The sequence below is a fragment of the Pseudomonas sp. MNR3A genome (genome assembly GCF_009650575.1).
GTDB lineage: Bacteria > Pseudomonadota > Gammaproteobacteria > Pseudomonadales > Pseudomonadaceae > Aquipseudomonas > Aquipseudomonas machongensis.
This window is the reverse complement of record NZ_VZZS01000025.1, coordinates 74650-94577: the sequence shown is the minus strand read 5'-3', so window position 1 is coordinate 94577 and position 19928 is coordinate 74650. Positions and strand designations below refer to the sequence as shown.

Annotated in this window: 18 protein-coding genes; 13 read left to right on the top strand and 5 right to left on the bottom strand. The window is 63.0% G+C overall.

The window, feature by feature from the left end:
- Positions 1-99: 99 nt before the first annotated feature.
- The 7 genes from F6X62_RS17200 to F6X62_RS17170 are packed head-to-tail and all read left to right on the top strand — an operon-like array spanning position 100 to position 8266.
- Positions 100-1857 carry a carbamoyltransferase gene (locus F6X62_RS17200; RefSeq protein WP_065863816.1) on the top strand — a complete coding sequence of 586 codons (1758 nt, stop codon included), beginning with the start codon at positions 100-102 and terminating at the stop codon, positions 1855-1857.
- Positions 1841-2971 (top strand): glycosyltransferase, encoded by a 1131-nt coding sequence (locus F6X62_RS17195; RefSeq protein ID WP_153774233.1) that lies wholly within the window; start codon positions 1841-1843, stop codon positions 2969-2971. Before F6X62_RS17200 ends, F6X62_RS17195 begins: the two co-directional genes overlap by 17 nt.
- Complete coding sequence (locus F6X62_RS17190; RefSeq protein WP_153774232.1) at positions 2971-3867, top strand: antimicrobial resistance protein Mig-14; 897 nt, start codon at positions 2971-2973, stop codon at positions 3865-3867. The genes F6X62_RS17195 and F6X62_RS17190 overlap by 1 nt, the downstream gene beginning before the upstream one ends.
- Positions 3864-5267, top strand: coding sequence for a PIG-L deacetylase family protein (locus tag F6X62_RS17185; protein ID WP_153774231.1), 1404 nt, complete (start codon positions 3864-3866; stop codon positions 5265-5267). The genes F6X62_RS17190 and F6X62_RS17185 overlap by 4 nt, the downstream gene beginning before the upstream one ends.
- 46 nt (positions 5268-5313) lie before the next feature.
- Positions 5314-6270: a glycosyltransferase gene (locus tag F6X62_RS17180; RefSeq protein WP_153774230.1), complete on the top strand. Its 957-nt coding sequence runs from the start codon at positions 5314-5316 to the stop codon at positions 6268-6270.
- A 58-nt stretch (positions 6271-6328) separates the two neighbouring features.
- The gene (locus tag F6X62_RS17175; RefSeq protein ID WP_125931266.1) at positions 6329-7102 is read left to right on the top strand and encodes a glycosyltransferase family 2 protein; all 774 of its coding nucleotides are present in this window, start codon (positions 6329-6331) and stop codon (positions 7100-7102) included.
- Between the two features lie 48 nt (positions 7103-7150).
- On the top strand, positions 7151-8266 hold the full coding sequence (locus F6X62_RS17170; protein WP_153774229.1) for a glycosyltransferase: 1116 nt from the start codon (positions 7151-7153) through the stop codon (positions 8264-8266).
- On the opposite strand, the gene F6X62_RS17165 is transcribed toward F6X62_RS17170, so the two are convergent.
- Entirely contained in the window at positions 8246-8851 is a 606-nt protein-coding gene (locus F6X62_RS17165) for a toluene tolerance protein (protein WP_125931268.1), read from the bottom strand. The genes F6X62_RS17170 and F6X62_RS17165 overlap by 21 nt on opposite strands.
- 100 nt (positions 8852-8951) lie before the next feature.
- On the opposite strand from F6X62_RS17165, the gene F6X62_RS17160 reads away from it, so the two are divergent.
- From F6X62_RS17160 to hldE, 3 genes are all read left to right on the top strand, one after another.
- Entirely contained in the window at positions 8952-10127 is a 1176-nt protein-coding gene (locus F6X62_RS17160; protein WP_153774228.1) for an O-antigen ligase, read from the top strand.
- 15 nt (positions 10128-10142) lie between these two features.
- Positions 10143-11951, top strand: a complete 1809-nt coding sequence (gene msbA / locus F6X62_RS17155) for a lipid A export permease/ATP-binding protein MsbA (RefSeq protein ID WP_054893200.1) — start codon at positions 10143-10145, stop codon at positions 11949-11951.
- A gap of 129 nt (positions 11952-12080) precedes the next feature.
- Entirely contained in the window at positions 12081-13502 is a 1422-nt protein-coding gene (gene hldE, locus F6X62_RS17150; RefSeq protein ID WP_153774227.1) for a bifunctional D-glycero-beta-D-manno-heptose-7-phosphate kinase/D-glycero-beta-D-manno-heptose 1-phosphate adenylyltransferase HldE, read from the top strand.
- A 75-nt stretch (positions 13503-13577) separates the two neighbouring features.
- Here hldE and F6X62_RS17145 read toward each other — a convergent pair whose 3' ends face one another.
- The 4 genes from F6X62_RS17145 to F6X62_RS17130 form a co-directional block, all read right to left on the bottom strand.
- Complete coding sequence (locus F6X62_RS17145) at positions 13578-14546, bottom strand: metal ABC transporter ATPase (protein ID WP_153774226.1); 969 nt, start codon at positions 14544-14546, stop codon at positions 13578-13580.
- A gap of 37 nt (positions 14547-14583) precedes the next feature.
- Positions 14584-15396 carry an aldo/keto reductase gene (locus tag F6X62_RS17140; RefSeq protein WP_153774225.1) on the bottom strand — a complete coding sequence of 271 codons (813 nt, stop codon included), beginning with the start codon at positions 15394-15396 and terminating at the stop codon, positions 14584-14586.
- On the bottom strand, positions 15393-16568 hold the full coding sequence (locus tag F6X62_RS17135) for an FAD-binding oxidoreductase (protein WP_153774224.1): 1176 nt from the start codon (positions 16566-16568) through the stop codon (positions 15393-15395). The genes F6X62_RS17140 and F6X62_RS17135 overlap by 4 nt, the downstream gene beginning before the upstream one ends.
- Positions 16569-16635: 67 nt before the next feature.
- On the bottom strand, positions 16636-16968 hold the full coding sequence (locus F6X62_RS17130) for a multidrug efflux SMR transporter (protein WP_054893153.1): 333 nt from the start codon (positions 16966-16968) through the stop codon (positions 16636-16638).
- A gap of 87 nt (positions 16969-17055) precedes the next feature.
- On the opposite strand from F6X62_RS17130, the gene F6X62_RS17125 reads away from it, so the two are divergent.
- The 3 genes from F6X62_RS17125 (at position 17056) to F6X62_RS17115 (ending at position 19898) form a co-directional block, all read left to right on the top strand.
- The gene (locus tag F6X62_RS17125; RefSeq protein WP_153774223.1) at positions 17056-17946 is read left to right on the top strand and encodes a LysR family transcriptional regulator; all 891 of its coding nucleotides are present in this window, start codon (positions 17056-17058) and stop codon (positions 17944-17946) included.
- Between the two features lie 99 nt (positions 17947-18045).
- Positions 18046-19326, top strand: coding sequence for a lipid IV(A) 3-deoxy-D-manno-octulosonic acid transferase (gene waaA / locus F6X62_RS17120; RefSeq protein ID WP_153774222.1), 1281 nt, complete (start codon positions 18046-18048; stop codon positions 19324-19326).
- A gap of 122 nt (positions 19327-19448) precedes the next feature.
- Positions 19449-19898, top strand: coding sequence for a hypothetical protein (locus F6X62_RS17115; protein ID WP_153774221.1), 450 nt, complete (start codon positions 19449-19451; stop codon positions 19896-19898).
- Positions 19899-19928: the final 30 nt, after the last annotated feature.

The following is a 19928-nucleotide window of genomic DNA, read 5'->3' as shown; positions in this document are numbered from 1 at the left end:
GCAGTGTGTCCCTGATCTTTGCGTTATAATCCCGCCCTTTAGCCGCCAGCCGCCCACGAGGCCGCTGGCGCATCTCTACCGAATGAAGAGGCTAGTCCCTTGGCATTGACGATTCTTGGCCTGTCCGGCGCCCTTAGCCATGACCCTTCCGCGGCCTTGTACATCGACGGCAAGCTGGTTGCCGCTGCAGAAGAAGAGCGCTTCGTGCGTGACAAGCATGCGAAGAACCGCATGCCCTACGAATCGGCGAAGTTCTGCCTGGAGCAAGCCGGTATCAAACCGTCCGACGTTGATGTGGTGGCCATTCCGTTCGCCCCCATCAGCCTGTTCGGCAAGGCCCGCTGGCACTACGCCAAGCGCTACTGGTACGCCCCGGACCGCGCCCTCGATGCGATCCTGATGGGCAACCGTCGCTACAAGCGCTACCGCAAGAAGATCGTCTGGTGCCTGGAGCAACTGGGCTTCGACCCGAAAAAGGTCAAGATCGAACCGGTCGAGCACCACCTGGCCCACGCCTCCAGCGCTTATCACTGCTCGGGCTTCAAGGAAAAGACCGCGATCCTGGGCATCGACGGCAAGGGCGAGTACGCCACCACCTTCTTCGGCTACGGCGAAAACGGCAAGATCCACAAGATCAAGGAGTTCTTCGACCCGGATTCGCTGGGCGGCCTGTACGGCGCGATCACCGAGTTCCTGGGCTTCGAGATGCTCGATGGCGAGTTCAAGGTCATGGGCATGGCCCCGTATGGCGACGCCAGCAAGTACGATTTCTCCCGTCTGGCCAGCTTCGAGAACGGCGAACTGGTGATCAACACCGAGTACGCCAACGTTATCGGCCTGCGTCGCTATAAAGAGAAGGGCAAGGGCTTCTACTTCTCACCCAAGCTGATCGAATGGCTGGGCCCCAAGCGCGAAGGCGATATCGCCGACGAGCCGTACATCCATTACGCGGCCAGCATGCAGGCGCTGTTCGAAAAGCTCGCCTTGCAGATGATCGACCATTACCTGGGCGACATCCTCAAAGAGACCGGCAAGCTGGCCTTCGCCGGTGGCTGTGCGCTGAACGTCAAGCTGAACCAGAAGATCATCGCCCGCCCCGACCTCAAGGAGCTGTTCGTCCAGCCGGCCTCCGGCGACGCCGGTACCGCGGTCGGTGCAGCGGCCTACGTGTCCCACGCCCGTGGCGTGCCGGTCGAGAAGATGGAGCACGTCTACCTCGGCCCTGCGTACTCCAACGAGGACGTTATCGCTGCCTGTGCCCGCCATCCGAATGCGCCGAAGTGGCGCAAGCTCAGCGACATGCCGCAGCGCATCGCCAAGATCATGGTCGATGGCAATCCGGTGGCCTGGTTCCAGGGTCGCATGGAGTTCGGCCCGCGTGCACTGGGTGGTCGTTCGATCATCGGCTGCCCGAGCGTGCCGAACGTTGCCGATCGTATCAACGAGCAGATCAAGTTCCGCGAGCGCTGGAGACCATTCTGCCCGTCGATGCTCGACACCGTTGCACCGCAGATGATCAAGATCGACCATCCTGCTCCGTTCATGACCTTCACTTTCGAAGTGGCCGAAGAGTGGAAGACCCGTGTGCCGGAAGTGGTGCACGAGGACGGCACCTCGCGTGCCCAGGTGCTCAAGCGCGAGTACAACCCGCGCTACTACGACATGATGAAGGCGCTCGAGGAGCTGACCGGCAACGGCGTGTCGCTGAACACTTCGCTCAACCGCCGTGGCGAACCGATGATCTGCTCGCCTACCGACGCGTTGAACATGTTCTACGGTTCGGACCTGCAATACCTGATCATGGAAGACATCCTGGTGGTCAAGGACGGCGCGGCCGCGTATGACCAGCCGCTCTGACCTGCGTGTCCTGCAGTTCTGCCATGGCTACGACGGGCCGTTCCTCGACTGCGCCCGTCAGTACGCCAGCCTGTTCGAGGGGCGTGGCTACAAGGTCACCACGGTCTTCCTTACCGGCAAGGCCAACGCGCAGGTGGCTGCAGGCTGTGCATCCGACGAAGTGCTGTTTCTCGAGTTCAGCTCCAAGGCCGTACGCGGCCTGAAGCTGGGCGCGATCCGCGCGCTGCGCAAGATCGCGGCCGAGCGCCGTTTCAGGTTCTGCATCGCCCACCGCTTCAAGCCGATCTATGTCGCGCTGCTCGGCACCGGCTTGCCGGTGATCGGCGTGCATCATGCCTTCGGCGATTACCAGCGCAAGGGGCGACGTCTGTTCGCCAACCTGTTTCGCAAGCGCTTGAGTCTGCTGGGTGTGTCCGACGCGGTGCGTGACGACATGCGCCGCTGTCTGGCGCAGTGGCCGCACGAACGCATCCAGACGCTGTACAACCGTATCGACGTCGAGGCGCTGCAGGCCAGTCTCGTGCCGCGCGACGAGGCACGGCGTGCTCTGGGGCTCGATGCACAGGCGTGGATCGTCGGCAACGTCGGCCGTCTGCACCCGGACAAGGACCAGGCGACCCTGCTGCGAGGTTTCGCCGAGGCGTTGCCGGGCCTGCCGGCCAATGCGCGTCTGGTGGTGCTGGGCAAGGGGCGGCTGGAAGACACGCTCAAGGCCCAGGCAGCCGAACTGGGGATTGCCGACCGTGTCGACTTCCTTGGCCAGGTGCCGGATGCCCGTCGCTATTTCCAGGCGTTCGATGTGTTCGCCCTGAGTTCTGACCACGAACCCTTCGGCATGGTCCTGCTGGAGGCGATGGTCGCCGGCGTGCCGTTGTTGGCCACGGCCTGTGGCGGTGCGCGCGAAGTGGTCGAAGGGGTAGGCGTGTTGTTCCCGCTGGGCGACGCCGGGCAACTGGCGCAGGGGCTGAAGCACATGGCCGGGCTGAGCGACGATCAGCATCGCGAATGCGCGCAACTGATGCTGCAGCGTCTGCGCGAGCGATTTTCCGACGCAGCCGTGCGCCAGGCGTTCTGGCAATTACCACAGGTGCGTGCACTGGAGGCTCGCAGCTGATGCTCAATCATCTGAAGGCCTGGCGCGAGCGCGGCTGGGCCGTTATCGATGCGAACGAGTATGCGCACACCTGGCAGCGTTTCGGCGGCAGCGTCGCCACTCATCCGTTGGTGGTCGAGCAACTGGCTGAACTTGCACAGATTCCGGTGCGCTACCTGGGCTGGCGCCAAGGCGGCGAGCTCGTGGCGGCAGTCCCCACCTGGGGACGGCACCTGGCGTTGTCCAAGGATGTTCTCAAGCGTCATGGCAAGAAGGGGCTGTTCGACCTGGGCAATGCCGAGCTCATCCTGCCTGCAGCGGTTGATGCTGCTGCGCCCTTGCGCCACGCCGGACGCTACCTGTCGGAGCTCAATCACGGGCGCTTCGAGGGCTTGAAACCCCAGGCCGAGCAATTGGCCATGGCGCGCCCGCATGAAGATCTGTCGAAGAAGTTTCGCTACAACCAGCGCCGCGAACTGCGCCTGCTGGAGGAGGCCGGTGGCGTGGTGCGTCCGATCACCGACTTCAGTGGTGCCGAGATCGCCGCGATGTACTGCGACCTGTTCCAGCGCCGCTGGAGCTTCCCCGCGACCGGCGCTGCGCGTATGGCTGAGGTGGTCGAGCGCTTGCGCGAGCTGCTGATCGGCTCGGTGCTGTTTCTCGAGGACAAGCCGATTGCCATCCAGCTGATTTACCGGGTCGAGTCGCCCGAATGGATCAGCGTCGAGTACGTCAACGGTGGTGTGGACCCTGAAACCAAGGCGTTCAGCCCCGGCAGCGTGCTGAGCTTCCTCAATACCCAGGCCGCCTGGGAAGACGCCAGCGCCCGTGGCAAGGCCCTGCGTTTCTCATTCGGCCGTGCCGACCGTGAATACAAGGACCGTTGGTGCAACCCGGTCCCGGTGTACCAGGCATGAGTCGCAAGCAGCAATTGCTCAAGCGCCACCGGCGCAACAAGCGCCTCGGGCTGGTGATCGGGTTGTTGCTGCTGATCGCATTGGGCGCGCTGAGCTGGTGGTGGCTGCCATTGTTGCTGCTGCCGCTGGTCTGGGCCGCCCACGAAGCCTGGTTCGCCGATCATCTGTTCTACGCGCCCGGCGAAGATTATGTCTTCGACTTCGGCGAGCATAGCCGTGTCGAGGCCGTCGGCATTCAAGACGGCGTGCTGAAGAGCGCTGCATCGTTCAGCGAAGATGACACGCTGATCCTCGAGGTTCGTGTGAGGTCCGGGTGGCTTGGTCGCTTTCTCGATCCTCGGGTCGAGCTGGTCGCGGACGCCACGCATGACAGCCAGACCTTCGAGCGCGGCGTCGATGGCGTGCGTTTTCTCAACCTGACCGGCCTTGGCGCGGCACTGCGCGATGGGCGACTGCGCCTGCTCGGGCGCCACTGCCGACTGCTGGGCGAGCCGCGCCTGTGGATAACCGCGGCTGTGGAGTTGCGCCGTCGCCGGGTCATGGTGATCGCCCCCCATGCTGACGATGCAGAGCTGGCGGCTTACGGGCTCTACAGCCAGGCCGACGAGGCCTGGGTGGTCACACTGACCGCTGGCGAGATCGAGGCCGAGCACTACCAACAGATGGGTCTGGCCAAGGCCGAGGCGGCGCAGCTCAAGGGGCGCCTGCGCGCCTGGGACAGTATTGCCGTGCCACGTTGGGCCGGGGTGCCGGAGGCCCGTTGCGTGCAGTTGGGCTATTTCTGTCTGCAATTGCCTGCCATGCAGGCTGCACCCGATCAGCCTGCGGCCTCGCGTGAGGCGGACATGGCCGATATCCGGCCTTTCCGTCGTTTCAATCCGTTTCCGCTGCCGGCCGATGCCGATGGTGCGCCGACCTGGAACAACCTGCTGGCCGACTTGCGCGTGCTGCTGCAGATGGCCCGCCCAGAGATTCTGGTCATGCCGCACCCGCAGCTCGATCCACACCCGGATCATCTCTGTGCCCAAGCGGCCGTGCTCGAAGCCTTGCAGGGGTTGGACTGGCAGCCGCAGACCTTGTTGTGCTACGCCAACCACCTGCACGACAACGACCGCTGGCCCATGGGTGACAGCGGTGATGGCATTGCCCTGCTGCCGCAACTCGAAGCAGGCCAACCCTGGGCGCCCTGCAGCCTGGTGCTGGACGTACCGACCCAGCGCGACAAGGCCATGGCGCTGGGCATGATGCACGACCTGCAGCCTCCGGCGCCGTTCAAGCGTCGCCTGCGGCGCCTGTTGCAGCGCTGGCTGGCCGGGCGTCGGCCGTCGCCTTATGGGGAGAACGAATTCTTCCGCAAGGCGGTGCGTCGACATGAACTGTTCTGGCGCCGCGAGCTGTGAGTGCCCGATGATTGACCGCGATGGCGTCACGCCCCCAAGGAATGCAATGAAAGTCCTATTTCTGGTGCAGAAGGAACAACGGGCCATCCTCGATCGCCTGTACGACGGCGTCGCGGCCAACTGCGAGTGCGATTTGCGCTGGTTGTCGAGCGACGACCAGCGCAACCTGCGACGCTACTTCAAGCGTGAAGTGGACGTCGAGCGCTATGACCGTATCGTCTTTTTCCTGCGCTTCAAGCAGGAGATCCGCCAGGTCGGCTTCATTCGCACGATCCCTAATCTGGTGATCCTCGAGCACGACGCCTACCAGAACTACATTCCCTGCAAATACACCGGCAAGTTCAGCGCGCACTACCGCAAACTGCCTTGGGCGCGAGTGATCAGCTCTGGCTACATGGTCAGCGAGCGCCTGCGCCAGGAAGGTTTCGATGCGGTGTTCGTGCCCAAGGGCTATGACGAGCAATTGCTGACCGACCAGGGGCGTGAGCGTGATATCGAACTGGCCTTTGTCGGCAGCACCAAGAGCGTCGCCTATAGCGGCCGCAAGGCGTTGCTCGATGAACTGGGGCAGGTGGAGAACCTGGTCGTGACTCGTACCAAGTCCGGTGAAGACTACTGCAATACGCTCAACCGTATCCGCTTCTTCGTCAGTGCCGACGTTGGCATGGGCGAGTACATGATCAAGAACTTCGAGGCCATGGCCTGTGGCTGCGTGCTGCTGGCTTTCGACCAGGGCGAGGCGGAAAACCGTGCGTTGGGTCTCGAGGACATGCACAACGTGGTGCTGTACGACAGCATCCCGGTGCTGCAGGAGAAGTTGCGGACATTGCGCGCCGATCCGGCACTCGCCGAACGCATCGCCGCCAATGGCCGCGAACTGGCGGTTTCTGGCTTTAGTTTTGCCCAGGTCGGGCGTAGCATCGTCGACCACATGATGCCCCCCCTCAGACCACGAGCGCCGCTCAGTGCGTGGCAGCGTCTGCGTCTGAAACTGGGGTTTTGAACCACATCAACCTGTCCATCGGACGGATTGGAAATGGCCGCAAGGCGGAGGGAGCCCAGTGCGCTTCTCGGAAAACAGTGACATCACGCTGGTGGTAACCAGCTGCGGGCGTTTCGACCTGCTCAAGGCAACGCTGGAAAGCTTCGACCGCTACAACACCGCGTCGATCCGTGAGGTGTTCATCACCGAAGACTCGGGAGACGATGCGGTTCACGCTGCCGTCCCCGAGCATTGGAAGGCCCACTGCAAGGTGTTCGTCAACCGGCCCAAGCTGGGGCAACTGGCGTCGATCGACCTGGCCTACAGCCACGTCAAGACGCCCTACATCTTCCATTGCGAGGATGACTGGAGCTTCTATCGCCAGCACTTTGTCGAGGACTCCCGGCTGATCCTCGAGGCCAGCCCGCAGATCCTGCAGGTATGGCTGCGCAGCCATGCTCACGACCTGGCGATCCATAGCCCGTACATCCGCCTGGGAGACCGTCAGGTTATCGCCAATGTGCCGTGCTACCCCTTGCTTTCAGAAAAAGCCGATTGGCAGGCTTTCTCTCTGAATCCAGGATTGCGTCGGCTGAGCGATTACCAGACTTGTGCACCATTTGCGGGGTATCCCGGAGAAAAAGCACTGTCTCGGCGGTACGCCGAGCTGGGCTTGACCGCAGTCACGCTTGAGGGGGACGCGGTCTTGCATACGGGTTTCGGTAGTCATGTGACATTGCCGGGGGAGGCCCAGCGCAAGGCCAAGCGTCGCCAGCGTGACCGGATGAAACTTGTGGCTATGCTCGTAATAGGCGCATTGGTCGGTATCGGAATCGGCTTTCTTGCTCATTGAATCGGTTGACCCAGCGGTCGGCCTGCCGCGTACGAGGGAGCTCCACCGATGAATGTCATCAATGTGATGTGGTCGGGTGGTGCCCCGTACATGTCCGTTCACAAAGTACACCGACAGATCTTGTGTCATGTCGCAGACGACGCCGAGATCAGCAACTGGTTGTTGCTTGGCGAGGGCATGTGCTCTGGCATGGGGGCCATCCGCGAATGGCATATGCCGGCACGTGTACTCAAGGGGCGCAGGTTCTGGCGCCTGTTGATGCCTTGGCTGCACAGACGTTTGCGTGTGGCGCTGGAACACGCCCGACCTGATGTACTGCTGCTCGACGGCATGGGGGTAGCGCGGCTGATTTTGCCGCTGATGCACCACTTCCCGAATACCCGGGTTGTCGTACTGTTTCATGGGACGACACGTATGCGAGGGCGCGACATTCGTTTGCTGCGCATGCTGCCGGCGAATCGCCTGAGTATCGCTGCGGTGTCGCGCACGCTTGGCCAGGCACTTGAGCAGGCACTCGGGCGTCCTGTGCATACCCTGCGCATCGCGCTGGATCCGCAGGTCTTTGCCGCATCGCTGTTCGACCGTGACCAGGCTCGACGCTCGCTGGCTTTGCCGCAGCAGTCGAGGCTCGTGTTCGGTGCTGTCGGACGCCTGGTAGAGAGCAAGGGTTTCGAGATGCTGATCGAGGCTTTTGCAAGGGTATGCAGACAGCACTTGGATGTCCGCCTGGTCATCCTTGGCGACGGTGAATTGCGCGAGCGCCTGAGTGCGCGGGTCGAGGCCCTGGGGCTTGGCGACAGCGTGCAGCTTTGCGGCTACCGTTCAGACCTGTCGCAGCTGTATAGAGCTTTCGACTGGTTGCTGGTGCCGTCGCGCTCCGAGGGCTTGGGGCTGGTGCTTCAGGAAGCCGTGCTGGCCGATGTGCCGGTGCTGTGCAGCGACCTGCCAGTGTTTCGCGAGCAACTGGGACAGGCCGGACGCTATCTCCCGGTTGGTGACGAGTCTGCATGGGTGCGTGCCATCGAAGAATGCAACACGCTCAATGAACAGCAAACGGCGGCATCACAACGCCGCGCCCTGGACCCGGAGCAGGCCTGGCAAGCTTTCAGCCAGGGCTCCCGGGCGGTGTTCAAGAGCTCAGGCTCAGCGCCCGAGCAGCGCTGACTTCAGCTCGGCGAGCGGGAAGTGCTCGCCGAGCCGCTCCCGCTCGATGTAACTGGCCAGGTGCTGAACGTTGCGCCGAACCATTCGTGCAGACAACGGTGGACGCAGGAAGCGCATATCGGCGACGTCGATCAGCCCCAGCCGTTGCTCTGGAGTGACAACGACATTGCCCAGGTGCAACGAACGAAAGTAGACCCCTGAACGATGCAGGTGCTGGATCAGTTCGATCAACGGTGGCAGGTAGTCGTTCCAGCTGAATCCCGGAAGGCGGGAGCGCTGCAGGAGTGTTTCACCGGGCAGCGGACGGTAGAGCACGGCCGTGCGTCCAGGCAGATCCAGTTTGTGGTGGCTGATCACATCGAGGGTGGGAATGCCCAGTTGGGTCAGGCGTACTGCGTTTTCGATGAAACGCTGCGAGTAGGGGCGCAGCAGCGCAGATGAAATCAGACGTTTACGACGAAAAACCTTGAGGATATTCCCATCCTCTAGCAGGTAGACTTTGGCGCCGTGACTGTCAGCTTCCAGAATCCTGGCACCATGAGTCAGCTGGTCGAAGTCGGCCTGGGGGAGACGGGAGCATTGCATGGATGTGTGCCTTGTCTTGTGCAGCAAAATGACTGGCAATAATGCCGAAAATAACGTGGTAGCACCATGACGGTGTCATCGGATTGATCGGGGAGAAGCGATGTTGCATGAAAAGCGCTGGGCCCAGGCCTGGCTCGGATTCGGTTTTATCTGGTTCCTTGCGGCGATTGCCCTGGCGCCGAGCAACAAGCTCTACCAGCAAGGTCTGATCCTGTTTCTCTGGTTGCCGACGCTGGTGCTTGCCTGGCCCGCACGCCATCTCCTCCTTGCAAGCTGGCGCCTTCAGCCGGCGCTTTGGACGACGGTGACGCTGCTGTTGGGCTGGGGGGCGATTAGCTTGGCCTGGTCGCCCACCGACGAAGGGGCGCGCGAGGGCAAGCGGCTGGTGTACATTCTGTTGTTCCTGATGTCTTTCCCGCTGCTGGCGCAAATGAATGCCAGTCGTGTGCGACTGTTGCTGCGCGTCGGCGGAGTATTGCTGGCGATTGCCGCGTTGATTTCGATCTATCGCTTCTATCTGCTTGCCGGCAAACCTTTGGCTATGCGTCTTGAGGGTATCGGTCAGATTAGCCATCCGATTCTGGGAGCCTATGTGATAGGGGTCATGGCGGTAGCAATGCTCTATGACGTTCCCCGCGATCGTTTCCTGCAATTGGGCTGGGTGCTGGCACTGGCTTGCATGGGGGTTTTCATCGCCCTTTGCCAGAGCCGCGGCGCAGCCATCGCGTTGCTGCTCACCGTATTGCTGGCTCCTTTCTGGATGCGTGAGCGATTCAGCAAGCTGATCGCCATACTTGCCCTGATTGCCTCCGCGCTGACGCTATACCTGTTCCACGATCAGGCCATGCAGCGAGGCTCGTCCTATCGTCCGGAGATCTTTCACGCGGCATTGCAGATGATCAGCCAGCACCCCTGGACCGGGCTGGGCCTTGGTGCGTTCTATCGGGTCGAGGTGCCAGGGATGGAGTTCGACCATACCCATAACCTGATGACGCATGTCGCCGTCGAGCTTGGGCTGCCAGGCATGCTGCTTTGGCTCGCGACATGGTTGTTCGCCCTGCGTGAAATCTGGCGCGCCAGGGATACCATGTTGGGCAAGTTGGCACTGGGGATGTGGCTGTTCTCCACCGTGGCCATGCAACTTGACGCCGCAAGCCTCACCGGTACCCCCCGCGCGGAGTGGTTCATCAGCTGGTTGCCGGTCGGCCTGGCGATGATGTTGCCGTGGGTGCATGCCGAGCGAAAAGCCTGTGGTAAAATTTCCGGTTCAATCTGAACAGCGAGCTCGATGATGGCCGAAACACCGCGACCGGCGGACAACCCCACCAGCCTGAAGATCTATTTCAGGCTGCTGGGCTATGTGAAACCCTACATCGGCATTTTCCTGCTGAGCATTATCGGTTTCGTGATCTTTGCCTCGACCCAGCCGATGCTGGCGGGGATCCTCAAGTACTTCGTCGATGGCCTGAGCAATCCGCAAGCGGTGTTGTTCCCCGACGTCCCCTACCTGCGCGACTTGCAATTGCTGCAGGCGGTGCCGTTGCTGATCATCCTGATCGCTGCCTGGCAAGGGCTCGGGTCGTTCCTCGGTAACTACTATCTGGCCAAGGTGTCCCTCTGTCTGGTCCACGACCTGCGCCTGGAGCTGTTCAACAAGTTGTTGGTGCTGCCCAACCGCTACTTCGACAGTCATAACTCCGGGCACCTGATCTCGCGCATCACCTTCAACGTCACCATGGTCACCGGTGCCGCCACCGACGCGATCAAGGTGGTGATCCGTGAAGGCCTGACCGTGGTGTTCCTGTTCATCTACCTGATGTGGATGAACTGGAAGCTCACCCTGGTGATGGTTGCCATCCTGCCAGTCATTGCAGTGATGGTGAGTACTGCCAGCAAGAAATTCCGCAAGCAGAGCAAGAAGATCCAGGTGGCCATGGGGGACGTCACCCACGTGGCCTCCGAAACCATCCAAGGCTACCGCGTGGTGCGCAGCTTCGGCGGCGAAGCCTACGAAGAGCGTCGTTTCAGAAATGCCAGCCAGAGCAACACCGACAAGCAGCTGCGCATGAACAAGACCGGCGCCCTCTACACCCCGGCCCTGCAACTGGTGATCTACAGCGCCATGGCCGCGCTGATGTTCCTGGTGCTGTTCCTGCGTGGCGATGCCTCGGCTGGCGACCTGGTCGCCTACATCACGGCGGCAGGCTTGTTGCCCAAGCCGATTCGCCAGCTTTCGGAGGTCAGCTCGACCATTCAGAAGGGCCTGGCCGGCGCCGAGAGCATCTTCGAGCAGCTCGACGAGAAGCCCGAGGTGGACGGCGGTACCGTGGAGAAGGAGCGTGTCGAGGGCCGTCTGGAGGTGCGCAACCTGAGCTTCACCTATCCAGGCACCGAGCGTCAGGTGCTGACCGACATCAGCTTCGTCGCCGAGCCCGGGCAGATGATCGCCCTGGTGGGGCGTTCTGGCAGCGGCAAGTCGACACTGGCGGCGCTGATCCCGCGTTTCTACCACCACAACAAGGGCGAGATCCTGCTCGATGGTGTGGAAATCGAGGATTATCGCCTACGTAACCTGCGCCGACATGTGGCTCAGGTGACCCAGCATGTCACCCTGTTCAACGACACCGTGGCCAACAATATCGCCTATGGCGACCTGGCCGGTGCGCCGCGCGAGGCCATCGAGGCTGCCGCGGCCGACGCCTACGCCAAGGAGTTCGTCGACCAACTGCCCAAGGGCTTCGACACCGAGGTCGGCGAGAATGGTGTGCTGCTGTCCGGTGGCCAGCGCCAGCGCCTGGCAATCGCCCGGGCGCTGTTGAAGAACGCTCCCCTGCTGATCCTCGACGAGGCGACCTCGGCACTGGATACCGAGTCCGAGCGTCATATCCAGGCGGCGCTCGACCATGTGATGGAAGGGCGCACCACCCTGGTGATCGCGCACCGCCTGTCGACCATCGAGAAGGCCGACCTGATCCTTGTCATGGACCAGGGGCGCCTGGTCGAGCGTGGTACCCATGCCGAACTGCTTGAGGCTAATGGCCATTATGCCCGCCTGCACGCCATGGGACTCGATGAGCCGGACAAGGCCGATATCACCTGAAACCCTCATGAATCGGGGCGTGTGCGCCCCGATTGTCACTGGAATTGCCCCCGCCGCAGTTGGCGTTAAAGCCGCCGGCTGCCGTGTGCTAATATCCTGCCCCTGTTCATTTTTCCATATGGGTTGCCCATGAAGTTGTCCATGCCGCGTTTCGATCAAGCCCCGGTACTGGTGGTCGGCGATGTGATGCTCGACCGCTACTGGCATGGCGGTACCTCGCGTATCTCGCCTGAAGCGCCGGTGCCGGTGGTCAAGGTCGACCAGATCGAGGATCGGCCCGGCGGTGCGGCCAACGTTGCCTTGAACATCGCGGCGCTTGGCGCCCCGGCTTCGTTGGTGGGCGTCACCGGCCAGGACGAAGCGGCCGACAGCCTGGCCAACAGCCTGCAGGCCGCTGGTGTGCGCTCGGTGTTCCAGCGCATTGCGCACCAGCCCACCATCGTCAAGCTGCGGGTCATGAGCCGCCACCAGCAACTGCTGCGCATCGATTTTGAAGAGCCCTTCGCCACCGATCCGCTGTCGCTGGGGGCCGAGGTCGATGCGCTGCTCGAAGGCGTCAAGGTGCTGGTGCTGTCGGATTACGGCAAGGGCGCGCTGAAGAACCACCAGTCGCTGATCCAGGCTGCTCGCAGCAAGGGCATCCCGGTACTGGCCGACCCCAAGGGCAAGGATTTTTCCATCTATCGCGGTGCCAGCCTGATCACCCCCAACCTCAGCGAGTTCGAGACCATCGTCGGGCGTTGCGCCGATGAAGCCGAGCTGGTCGCCAAGGGTTTGCAATTACTCGACGATCTTGACCTCGGCGCGTTGCTGGTGACCCGCGGGGAACATGGCATGACCCTGCTGCGCACCGGTCATCCGGCCTTGCACCTGCCGGCCCGCGCCCGCGAGGTGTTCGACGTCACCGGTGCTGGCGATACCGTCATCTCGACGCTGGCGGCTGCCATTGCCGCAGGCGAGGACCTGCCGCACGCGGTGGCCCTGGCCAACCTGGCTGCGGGCATCGTCGTCGGCAAGCTGGGTACCGCAGCCATCAGCGCTCCGGAGTTGCGCCGGGCGATCCAGCGCGAAGAAGGCTCCGAGCGCGGGGTGCTGGGGCTCGAGCAGTTGCTGCTGGCCATCGACGACGCGCGTGCGCACAACGAGAAGATCGTCTTCACCAATGGTTGTTTCGACATTCTCCATGCCGGGCATGTGACGTATCTGGAGCAGGCCCGTTCCCAGGGGGATCGCCTCATCGTTGCGATCAACGACGATGCTTCGGTCAGCCGTCTCAAGGGGCCTGGGCGTCCGATCAACAGCGTTGATCGCCGCATGGCGGTGCTCGCCGGCCTGGGGGCGGTGGACTGGGTCATCAGTTTCCCTGAGGGAACGCCCGAAAACCTGCTGCGCCAGGTCAAGCCGGATGTGCTGGTCAAAGGCGGCGACTACGGGATCGACCAGGTGGTCGGTGCGGATATCGTCAAGGCCTATGGCGGCACGGTGAAAGTGCTGGGTTTGGTCGAGAACAGCTCGACCACTGCGATCGTCGAGAAGATCCGCAAGAACTAAGCAGGTGCTGCATCGCGTATCACCGGCCTTGCCTGTGATCGCGGGGCAGGTTGCAGCGGCCAGGCGCCGCTGCTGCTATTTATGCAGTGTGGTCTTTGCCCGCTGCAGCAACGCCCGCGCCTTGTCGCTGAACCGCTGCAGGTGCGAAGGCTTCTCGGGCCGGCTCTCCACCAGCCCTTGCTGACGCACCCAATCCCGCCAGCGCACGCGCTCTTCCCTCACCACCCACCCATCCTGCAGGGCGAAGCTTTCGGCCAGGTATAGCCCGCGTGTGCTCGCGGGTATCAACTGATCCTTCTTCAGGGTGTACAGCTCCGCCAGTGGCTTGCCGTCCTTTAGGGGCATCAGATACAGATCAGGGCGCTTGCGGTTGAGCCGAGCCACCAGTTGGTCGCCTTCCAGGCGCTCGTCGACGTGAAACAGGCTGAGCGACTTGGCCTCTTTGGGTATTTGCAGACGCAGATCGTAAATCAGTTGCAGCGAGGCGGTGGGCAGGTGCACATAGGCCCGTGGTCGCTCGAGCAGCATCAGGTTGCCGCAGTGTACCGGCCGCGCCGCGCCCGAGGCCGGGCTCAGGGTGAAGGGCAGGGCTTCGCGGTAGTGCAGGGCCGCGGCATAAGGGGCGGGTAGCCAAGTGTCGTTGAAACGTCCGCCCAACCAGCCTTCCGGGGTTTCCAGCAGGCATTCTTCTGCCACTTCCTGGATGGCCGTGTGCAGCGGGAGGTTGAGCTCCTGGGCAGGTACGTAACCGGAGATCAGCTTGAGTACGACATCGCCGCGGTCCTGGCGGCGCTGGCGCACCAGCACCCAGTAGTCGCGGTTCTGCCAGTTGAGGGTCAGGCGTACCGAAACGCCCAGGTTGGCCAGTTCGATGACGAAGCGTTCGCTGTCATCCAGCTGGATCGCCTTGCGCCGTTGCAGGGTCTGCGCGAAGTTCAGCGGCATACCGATGCTCTGGTAGCTCAGGCGTTCCGGGGTGGCTTCGACATGCAGCGGCAGGGTCTTGAAGTTGCTCGGGTTCTTGCGGATAAGCGTACGCGCCACGAGGCTCCTCCTTGCATTCGGCGGCCGCGTGAGCGGCTCAGGCCTGGCCCAGAATACGGGCGACGGTGGCCACGTTGTGGGCCAGGTGCAACGGATTGATGGTGCCGACAATAGCACTGCTGACCCCCGGATGGGCGAACAGCAGCTCGAAGCTGGCCTGGACCGGGTCGACTCCAGGAGACAGACAGATATGCCCGCTGGCCAGGGCCTTCTTCACCAGGATGGCCTTGCCGTGTTCGGCAGCGTAGTCCAGCACCGGACGCTCCGCCTGCTCGTTGAGGTTGTAGGTGATCATCGCGCAGTCGCCCTGTTCCAGTGCTTTCAGGCCGCCGGCGGCGGTCTTGCCGGAAAAGCCATAGCCGAGGATCTTACCCTCCTGCTTGAGTGCGGCGAGTGTCTGGTAGACCTCTTGCTGCTCGAGGATGGCCAGGTCGTTACCGTCGGAATGCACCAGAACCAGCTCGATACGGTCGGTTTCCAGGCGCTTGAGGCTGCGCTCGACCGAGCGTCGGGTATGGGCGGCGCTGAAATCGAAGTGGGACAGGCCGTTTTCGAACTCTTCGCCGACCTTGCTGACGATGATCCAGTCGTTACGCTGGCCACGCAGCAATGGGCCGAGACGCTCTTCACTGCGACCATAGGCCGGCGCGGTGTCGATCAGGTTGATGCCCAGCTCGCGCGCCTGCGACAGCAGCAGGCGGGCCTCGTCGTCGCCGGGGATGGTGAAACCGTTGGGATACTTCACGCCCTGGTCGCGGCCAAGCTTGACCGTGCCCAGCCCCAGTGGCGATACCTTCAGGCCGGTGTCGCCCAAGGGACGGTGGAAATCGTGCAGGGTCGGCAGGCTCATGGCAGCAGTTGCTCCCAGGCCGGCACGCCGAGTGGTGGACGCGGCAAGTCCGTCAGGTCGGCCTGGGCGCTCGGGCAAATACCATCGCGCTCGAAGGCGGCCAGGACGCGGTCGGAGAAGTCTGGCGCCAGCGCCAGCTTGGTCGGCCAGCCAACCAGCAGGCGCTCCTGCTCGCTGAGGAAGGCGTTGTCGGGGCGTACCAGGCCCGACTGTGCGGGCTCTGCGCGATCGACGCGCAAGGTGGCCCAGCGCACCTGGCTTTGATCGACCCAGGGCAGCAGGCCGGCGATCTCTTTTTGCGCTGCGGCAATCTGCGCGGCCGGCTCGCGTGCCACGCCATCGGCTTCGGCGAGGTCGCCGCCCAGGTACCAGACCCACTGGCCATCGGCCGCCGGGTGGGTGGTCACGGTGACCCGTGGCTTGGGACCGCCGCCCAGGCAGTGGGCGTACAGCGGCTTGAGGTTGGGGCCTTTGGCCAGGACCATGTGCAGTGGCCGGCGCTGCTGCGCGGGCTGGCTCAGGCCGAGCGCATGCAACAGGTCCTCGGTGCCGCCGCCAGCACTGAGCACGATGCGTTGGGCGCGAATCTCGCGACCATCGACCTTCAGGCCGACCAGCGCCTGGCCTTCGTGCAGGGGCTCGATCCGCTCGCCAGCGAGCAGGCTGTCACCGGCCAGTTGCGCGAGGTTGCCGAGCAGGCTGGGTACATCGATGACCAGCTCGGCCAGACGGTAGACCTTGCCTTTGAAGGCGCGGTCCTGCAGGGCCGGTGGCAACTGCTCGCCCTTGACCTGATCGACCCGGCCGCGCACGGCCTTGCTGGCGAAGAAGCTGGTGAGGTTGCCGGCCAAAGTGCCGGGCGACCATAGATAGTGGGCATCGGAGAGCAGGCGGGTGTCGCGCAGGTCCAGCTCGCCGCTGCCGGCCAGGGCCTCGCGCCAGCGCCGCGGCATGTCGGCGATGGCCTCCGAAGCGCCGGTCAGCGCGCCGTGCAGGGCGTACTTGGTGCCGCCATGGATGATGCCCTGGGACTTGATGGTCTGCTCGCCGCCAAGGCTGGCGCGCTCCACCAGCACCGTCGAATAGCCCTGGCGACGTAGCCGGGCATTGAGCCAGAGGCCTGCGACCCCGGCGCCGACGATGAGTACGTCAGTGGAAATGGCGGATGGCATGCGGGCACCTCGAAAACTGGAACGATTGCCCAGTATACAGCCCGTGCCCGGCAATGTTGCCTATCGATCAATGCCCAGCAGTCTTGGAGAAGAGCTGGATCACCACCACACCCCCTACGATCATCGCCATCCCTAGCATGGCCGGTACATCCAGCTTCTGCCCATAGATCACCAGCGCTGCGATGCTGATCAGCACGATCCCCATGCCGGACCACACCGCGTAGGCGATACCCACTGGAATGCTGCGCACCACCAGCGTGAGCATCCAGAAGGCCACGGCATAGCCACACACCATCAGCAGCAACGGCAACGGCGTACTCAGGCCCTTGACCGCTTTCATCGAAGCGGTGGCGATGACCTCGGCGCAGATGGCAATGGCGAGATAGGTGTAGGCATTCATGATCGGTTTCCTCTGGTTACTGGTCGGGCATTCTAGGTTGTTCCTGATTGCGGTAAAGTCATTACCTATCGATTCTGGAGATAGGTAATGGCCGAACAGTGGAACCTTGAACAGTTGCGGCTATTCGTCCAGGTCGCCGAGCTACGCTCGTTTTCTGCCGTGGCCCGTGCCCAGCGCAAGGCGCAGTCGGCCGTGAGCAACGCCATTGCGCTGCTCGAAGCAGACCTTGGCGTGATCCTTTTCGAACGCAGCAGTGGTCGCCAGCCGCGTCTGACCGAAAGTGGTGAAGCCTTGCTGCGTGACGCTCAGGAGTTGTTGCGCCAGTGCGAGCGGCTCGATGGTCGCGCCCAGGCCTTGATGCGCGGCCAGGAACCGCTGCTGCGGGTGGCCCAGGACGAAGCCATGCCCTACCAGCCGGTGATCGACAGCCTTGATGAGCTGGCCAGCCAGTTCCCCTTTCTCCAGGTGCAACTGGCCAGTGGCGCACAGGGCGACGTGGCGCGCAAGCTGGTCGGGCGGCGGGCAGATCTCGGCTTGTTTTTTCATCACGAAAGCATCCCGGACTCGCTGGAGCGCCGTACCCTGGGCAGTGTCGAGATGGTCACGGTCTGTGCTGCGCATCATCCGCTTGCCCATGCCGGACGGGTAACCTGTCAGCAGCTGGCGCGTCACCGGCAGTTGCTCATCGCCCCACAGGACAGCGACTATCCGGGCGGCGAGCCGGTCAGCGCTCAGGTCTGGCGTGCCGACAGCTTCTACGTCATGGCCGAGTTGCTGATGCGCGGTCTGGGCTGGGCCTGGCTGCCACGGCATGTGGTCCAGTACCCGACGTACCAGGCGCACATGGTCGAGCTCGATAGCGAATGGCGCCCGCCGGCGCTGGTTGCCGAGCTGGCCTGGCGGCGCGACGAGCCGCTTGGGCCGGCAGCCCAATGGCTGGCTGAGCGCTTTGCCAAGCACCTGCGGGCAATCGGCTAGTCTGACAGACCTTTTTCCTGTGAATCTGAGGGGCTGTCTTCAACGTAGTAGGGGCGAGTGCAGACACATTTCAGGCAGACCCTAGTAAACTGCGGCGCCATGAACAGAACCCTCTACACCCTGCTGTTTCACCTGGGCCTGCCGCTGGTTGCGCTGCGCCTGTTCCTGCGTGGGCGCAAGGCGCCAGCGTATCGCCAGCGCATCGCCGAGCGCTTTGCCTGCAAGCTTCCGGCCATGCGCCAGGGCGGTATCTGGGTGCATGCGGTATCGGTGGGCGAGAGCATCGCTGCGGCGCCGATGGTCAAGGCACTGCTCACGGCTTACCCGGACCTGCCCATCACGCTGACCTGCATGACCCCGACCGGCTCGGAGCGTATCCGCGCGATGTTCGCCAGCGAGCCACGAGTCCAGCACTGCTATCTGCCCTATGATCTGCCCTGGGCAGCGGCGCGCTTTCTCGATCATGTGCGTCCGAAGCTGGGCATCATCATGGAAACCGAACTGTGGCCCAACCATATCCACCAGTGCGCCAGGCGCGGTATTCCCGTGGCCCTGGCCAATGCGCGGTTGTCGGAGCGTTCGGCACGCGGTTATGCCCGTTTCGCCGGCCTGACCCGGCCGATGCTCGAAGAGATGAGCCTGATTGCGGTACAGACCGAGACCGAGGCCGAGCGTTTTCGCAGTCTGGGCGCCCGCGCGCAGTGCGTGCAGGTGACCGGTTCGATCAAGTTCGACCTGAAGGTGGACGATCAGCTGCTGCCACGTGCACGCCAGTTGCGCGAGCAGTGGTCGGCCCTGCAGCGGCCGGTGTGGATCGCTGCAAGCACTCATGAGGGCGAGGATGCGCTCATTCTCGAAGCCCACCAGCGCCTGCTGCAGGTGCATGGCGATGCACTCCTGATCCTGGTGCCACGTCACCCGGAGCGTTTCGATGCGGTGCATGAGCTGTGTCGCGAACGTTTCACCACGGTGCGACGTTCTTCGGGTGCGGCGGTAGACGGGCAGGTCCAGGCCTTGCTTGGCGATACCATGGGCGAGTTGATGTTCCTCTACGCCTTGGCCGATATCACCTTCGTCGGCGGCAGCCTGGTGCCCACTGGCGGGCACAATCCGCTGGAGCCGGCAGCGCTCGCATTGCCGGTGATTACCGGCCCGCACGTGTTCAACTTCCTCGAGATCAGCGCGATGTTGCGTGAGGCCGGTGCGTTGCAGCAAGTTGACGATGCCGAAGGGCTGGCTGCTGCAGTCCGACGCCTAGTTGAGCTTCCACAGGATTGCCGGCGCATGGGCGAGGCGGGCAGGGCGGTGATGCAGGCCAACCAGGGTGCCCTGCAACGATTGCTCGAGGCCCTTGGGAGGCTCATTCAGACGCGCTCATGATGTCCTCTTTCGACCATCTCCATGCATGTGTTCGGCACGAGATCAGGGTGGTAATTATGTGGCGATGTGGCTGAGTGGGATGGCAGTAGGCTCGACATGAGGATGCCGCTGGGGCATCTCTAATGGAGAACTACAACATGCGCTCTTTTATCCTGTCTTTTGCTTTGCTCACGGCGTCGCTTCCCGCATTCGCGTACCTGGCACCTCGGCCGATCGAGGCCGGGGGTTTCGACAGTCCCTGGATTGAGATGCTCGTGGATCATGCGGATCCTAACGCAAACGTCGATGTGAATGGTGACACCTTCGTTGTGGACGACCAAGCTTCGTACAACGTGGACGATGAAAGTCGGGGAGGGTTGTTTTTCGTTCCGCGGGAGCTGGGGAGTGAAGACTTCCACGAGTCGTTCTCGCTGGGTAGCGGTGCCCGCACCTGCAGCTACTCTATCAAGTACACCGTCGAAACATCGAGTCTGCAGCCCTCTGCAAGCTCGACGGGCCCCGAGTTGGCCTCCTGCACGCATGAGCTGACGCAGAATGGTAATCGAAATACCGTGAAATTTGTCATGGACTGAACTGCACAAGGGGCGAGCCGCCAGCTCGCC

Excerpts from the sequence above, each read along its gene's own strand:
- F6X62_RS17125 (WP_153774223.1), top strand. The coding sequence starts at position 17,056 with ATGGCCGAACAGTGGAACCTTGAACAGTTGCGGCTATTCGTCCAGGTC.
- hldE (WP_153774227.1), top strand. The coding sequence starts at position 12,081 with ATGAAGTTGTCCATGCCGCGTTTCGATCAAGCCCCGGTACTGGTGGTC.
- F6X62_RS17160 (WP_153774228.1), top strand. The coding sequence starts at position 8,952 with ATGTTGCATGAAAAGCGCTGGGCCCAGGCCTGGCTCGGATTCGGTTTT.
- F6X62_RS17115 (WP_153774221.1), top strand. The coding sequence starts at position 19,449 with ATGGAGAACTACAACATGCGCTCTTTTATCCTGTCTTTTGCTTTGCTC.
- F6X62_RS17165 (WP_125931268.1), bottom strand. The coding sequence starts at position 8,851 with ATGCAATGCTCCCGTCTCCCCCAGGCCGACTTCGACCAGCTGACTCAT.
- F6X62_RS17185 (WP_153774231.1), top strand. The coding sequence starts at position 3,864 with ATGAGTCGCAAGCAGCAATTGCTCAAGCGCCACCGGCGCAACAAGCGC.
- F6X62_RS17170 (WP_153774229.1), top strand. The coding sequence starts at position 7,151 with ATGAATGTCATCAATGTGATGTGGTCGGGTGGTGCCCCGTACATGTCC.
- waaA (WP_153774222.1), top strand. The coding sequence starts at position 18,046 with ATGAACAGAACCCTCTACACCCTGCTGTTTCACCTGGGCCTGCCGCTG.
- F6X62_RS17135 (WP_153774224.1), bottom strand. The coding sequence starts at position 16,568 with ATGCCATCCGCCATTTCCACTGACGTACTCATCGTCGGCGCCGGGGTC.
- F6X62_RS17140 (WP_153774225.1), bottom strand. The coding sequence starts at position 15,396 with ATGAGCCTGCCGACCCTGCACGATTTCCACCGTCCCTTGGGCGACACC.
- F6X62_RS17130 (WP_054893153.1), bottom strand. The coding sequence starts at position 16,968 with ATGAATGCCTACACCTATCTCGCCATTGCCATCTGCGCCGAGGTCATC.
- msbA (WP_054893200.1), top strand. The coding sequence starts at position 10,143 with ATGGCCGAAACACCGCGACCGGCGGACAACCCCACCAGCCTGAAGATC.
- F6X62_RS17180 (WP_153774230.1), top strand. The coding sequence starts at position 5,314 with ATGAAAGTCCTATTTCTGGTGCAGAAGGAACAACGGGCCATCCTCGAT.
- F6X62_RS17195 (WP_153774233.1), top strand. The coding sequence starts at position 1,841 with ATGACCAGCCGCTCTGACCTGCGTGTCCTGCAGTTCTGCCATGGCTAC.
- F6X62_RS17190 (WP_153774232.1), top strand. The coding sequence starts at position 2,971 with ATGCTCAATCATCTGAAGGCCTGGCGCGAGCGCGGCTGGGCCGTTATC.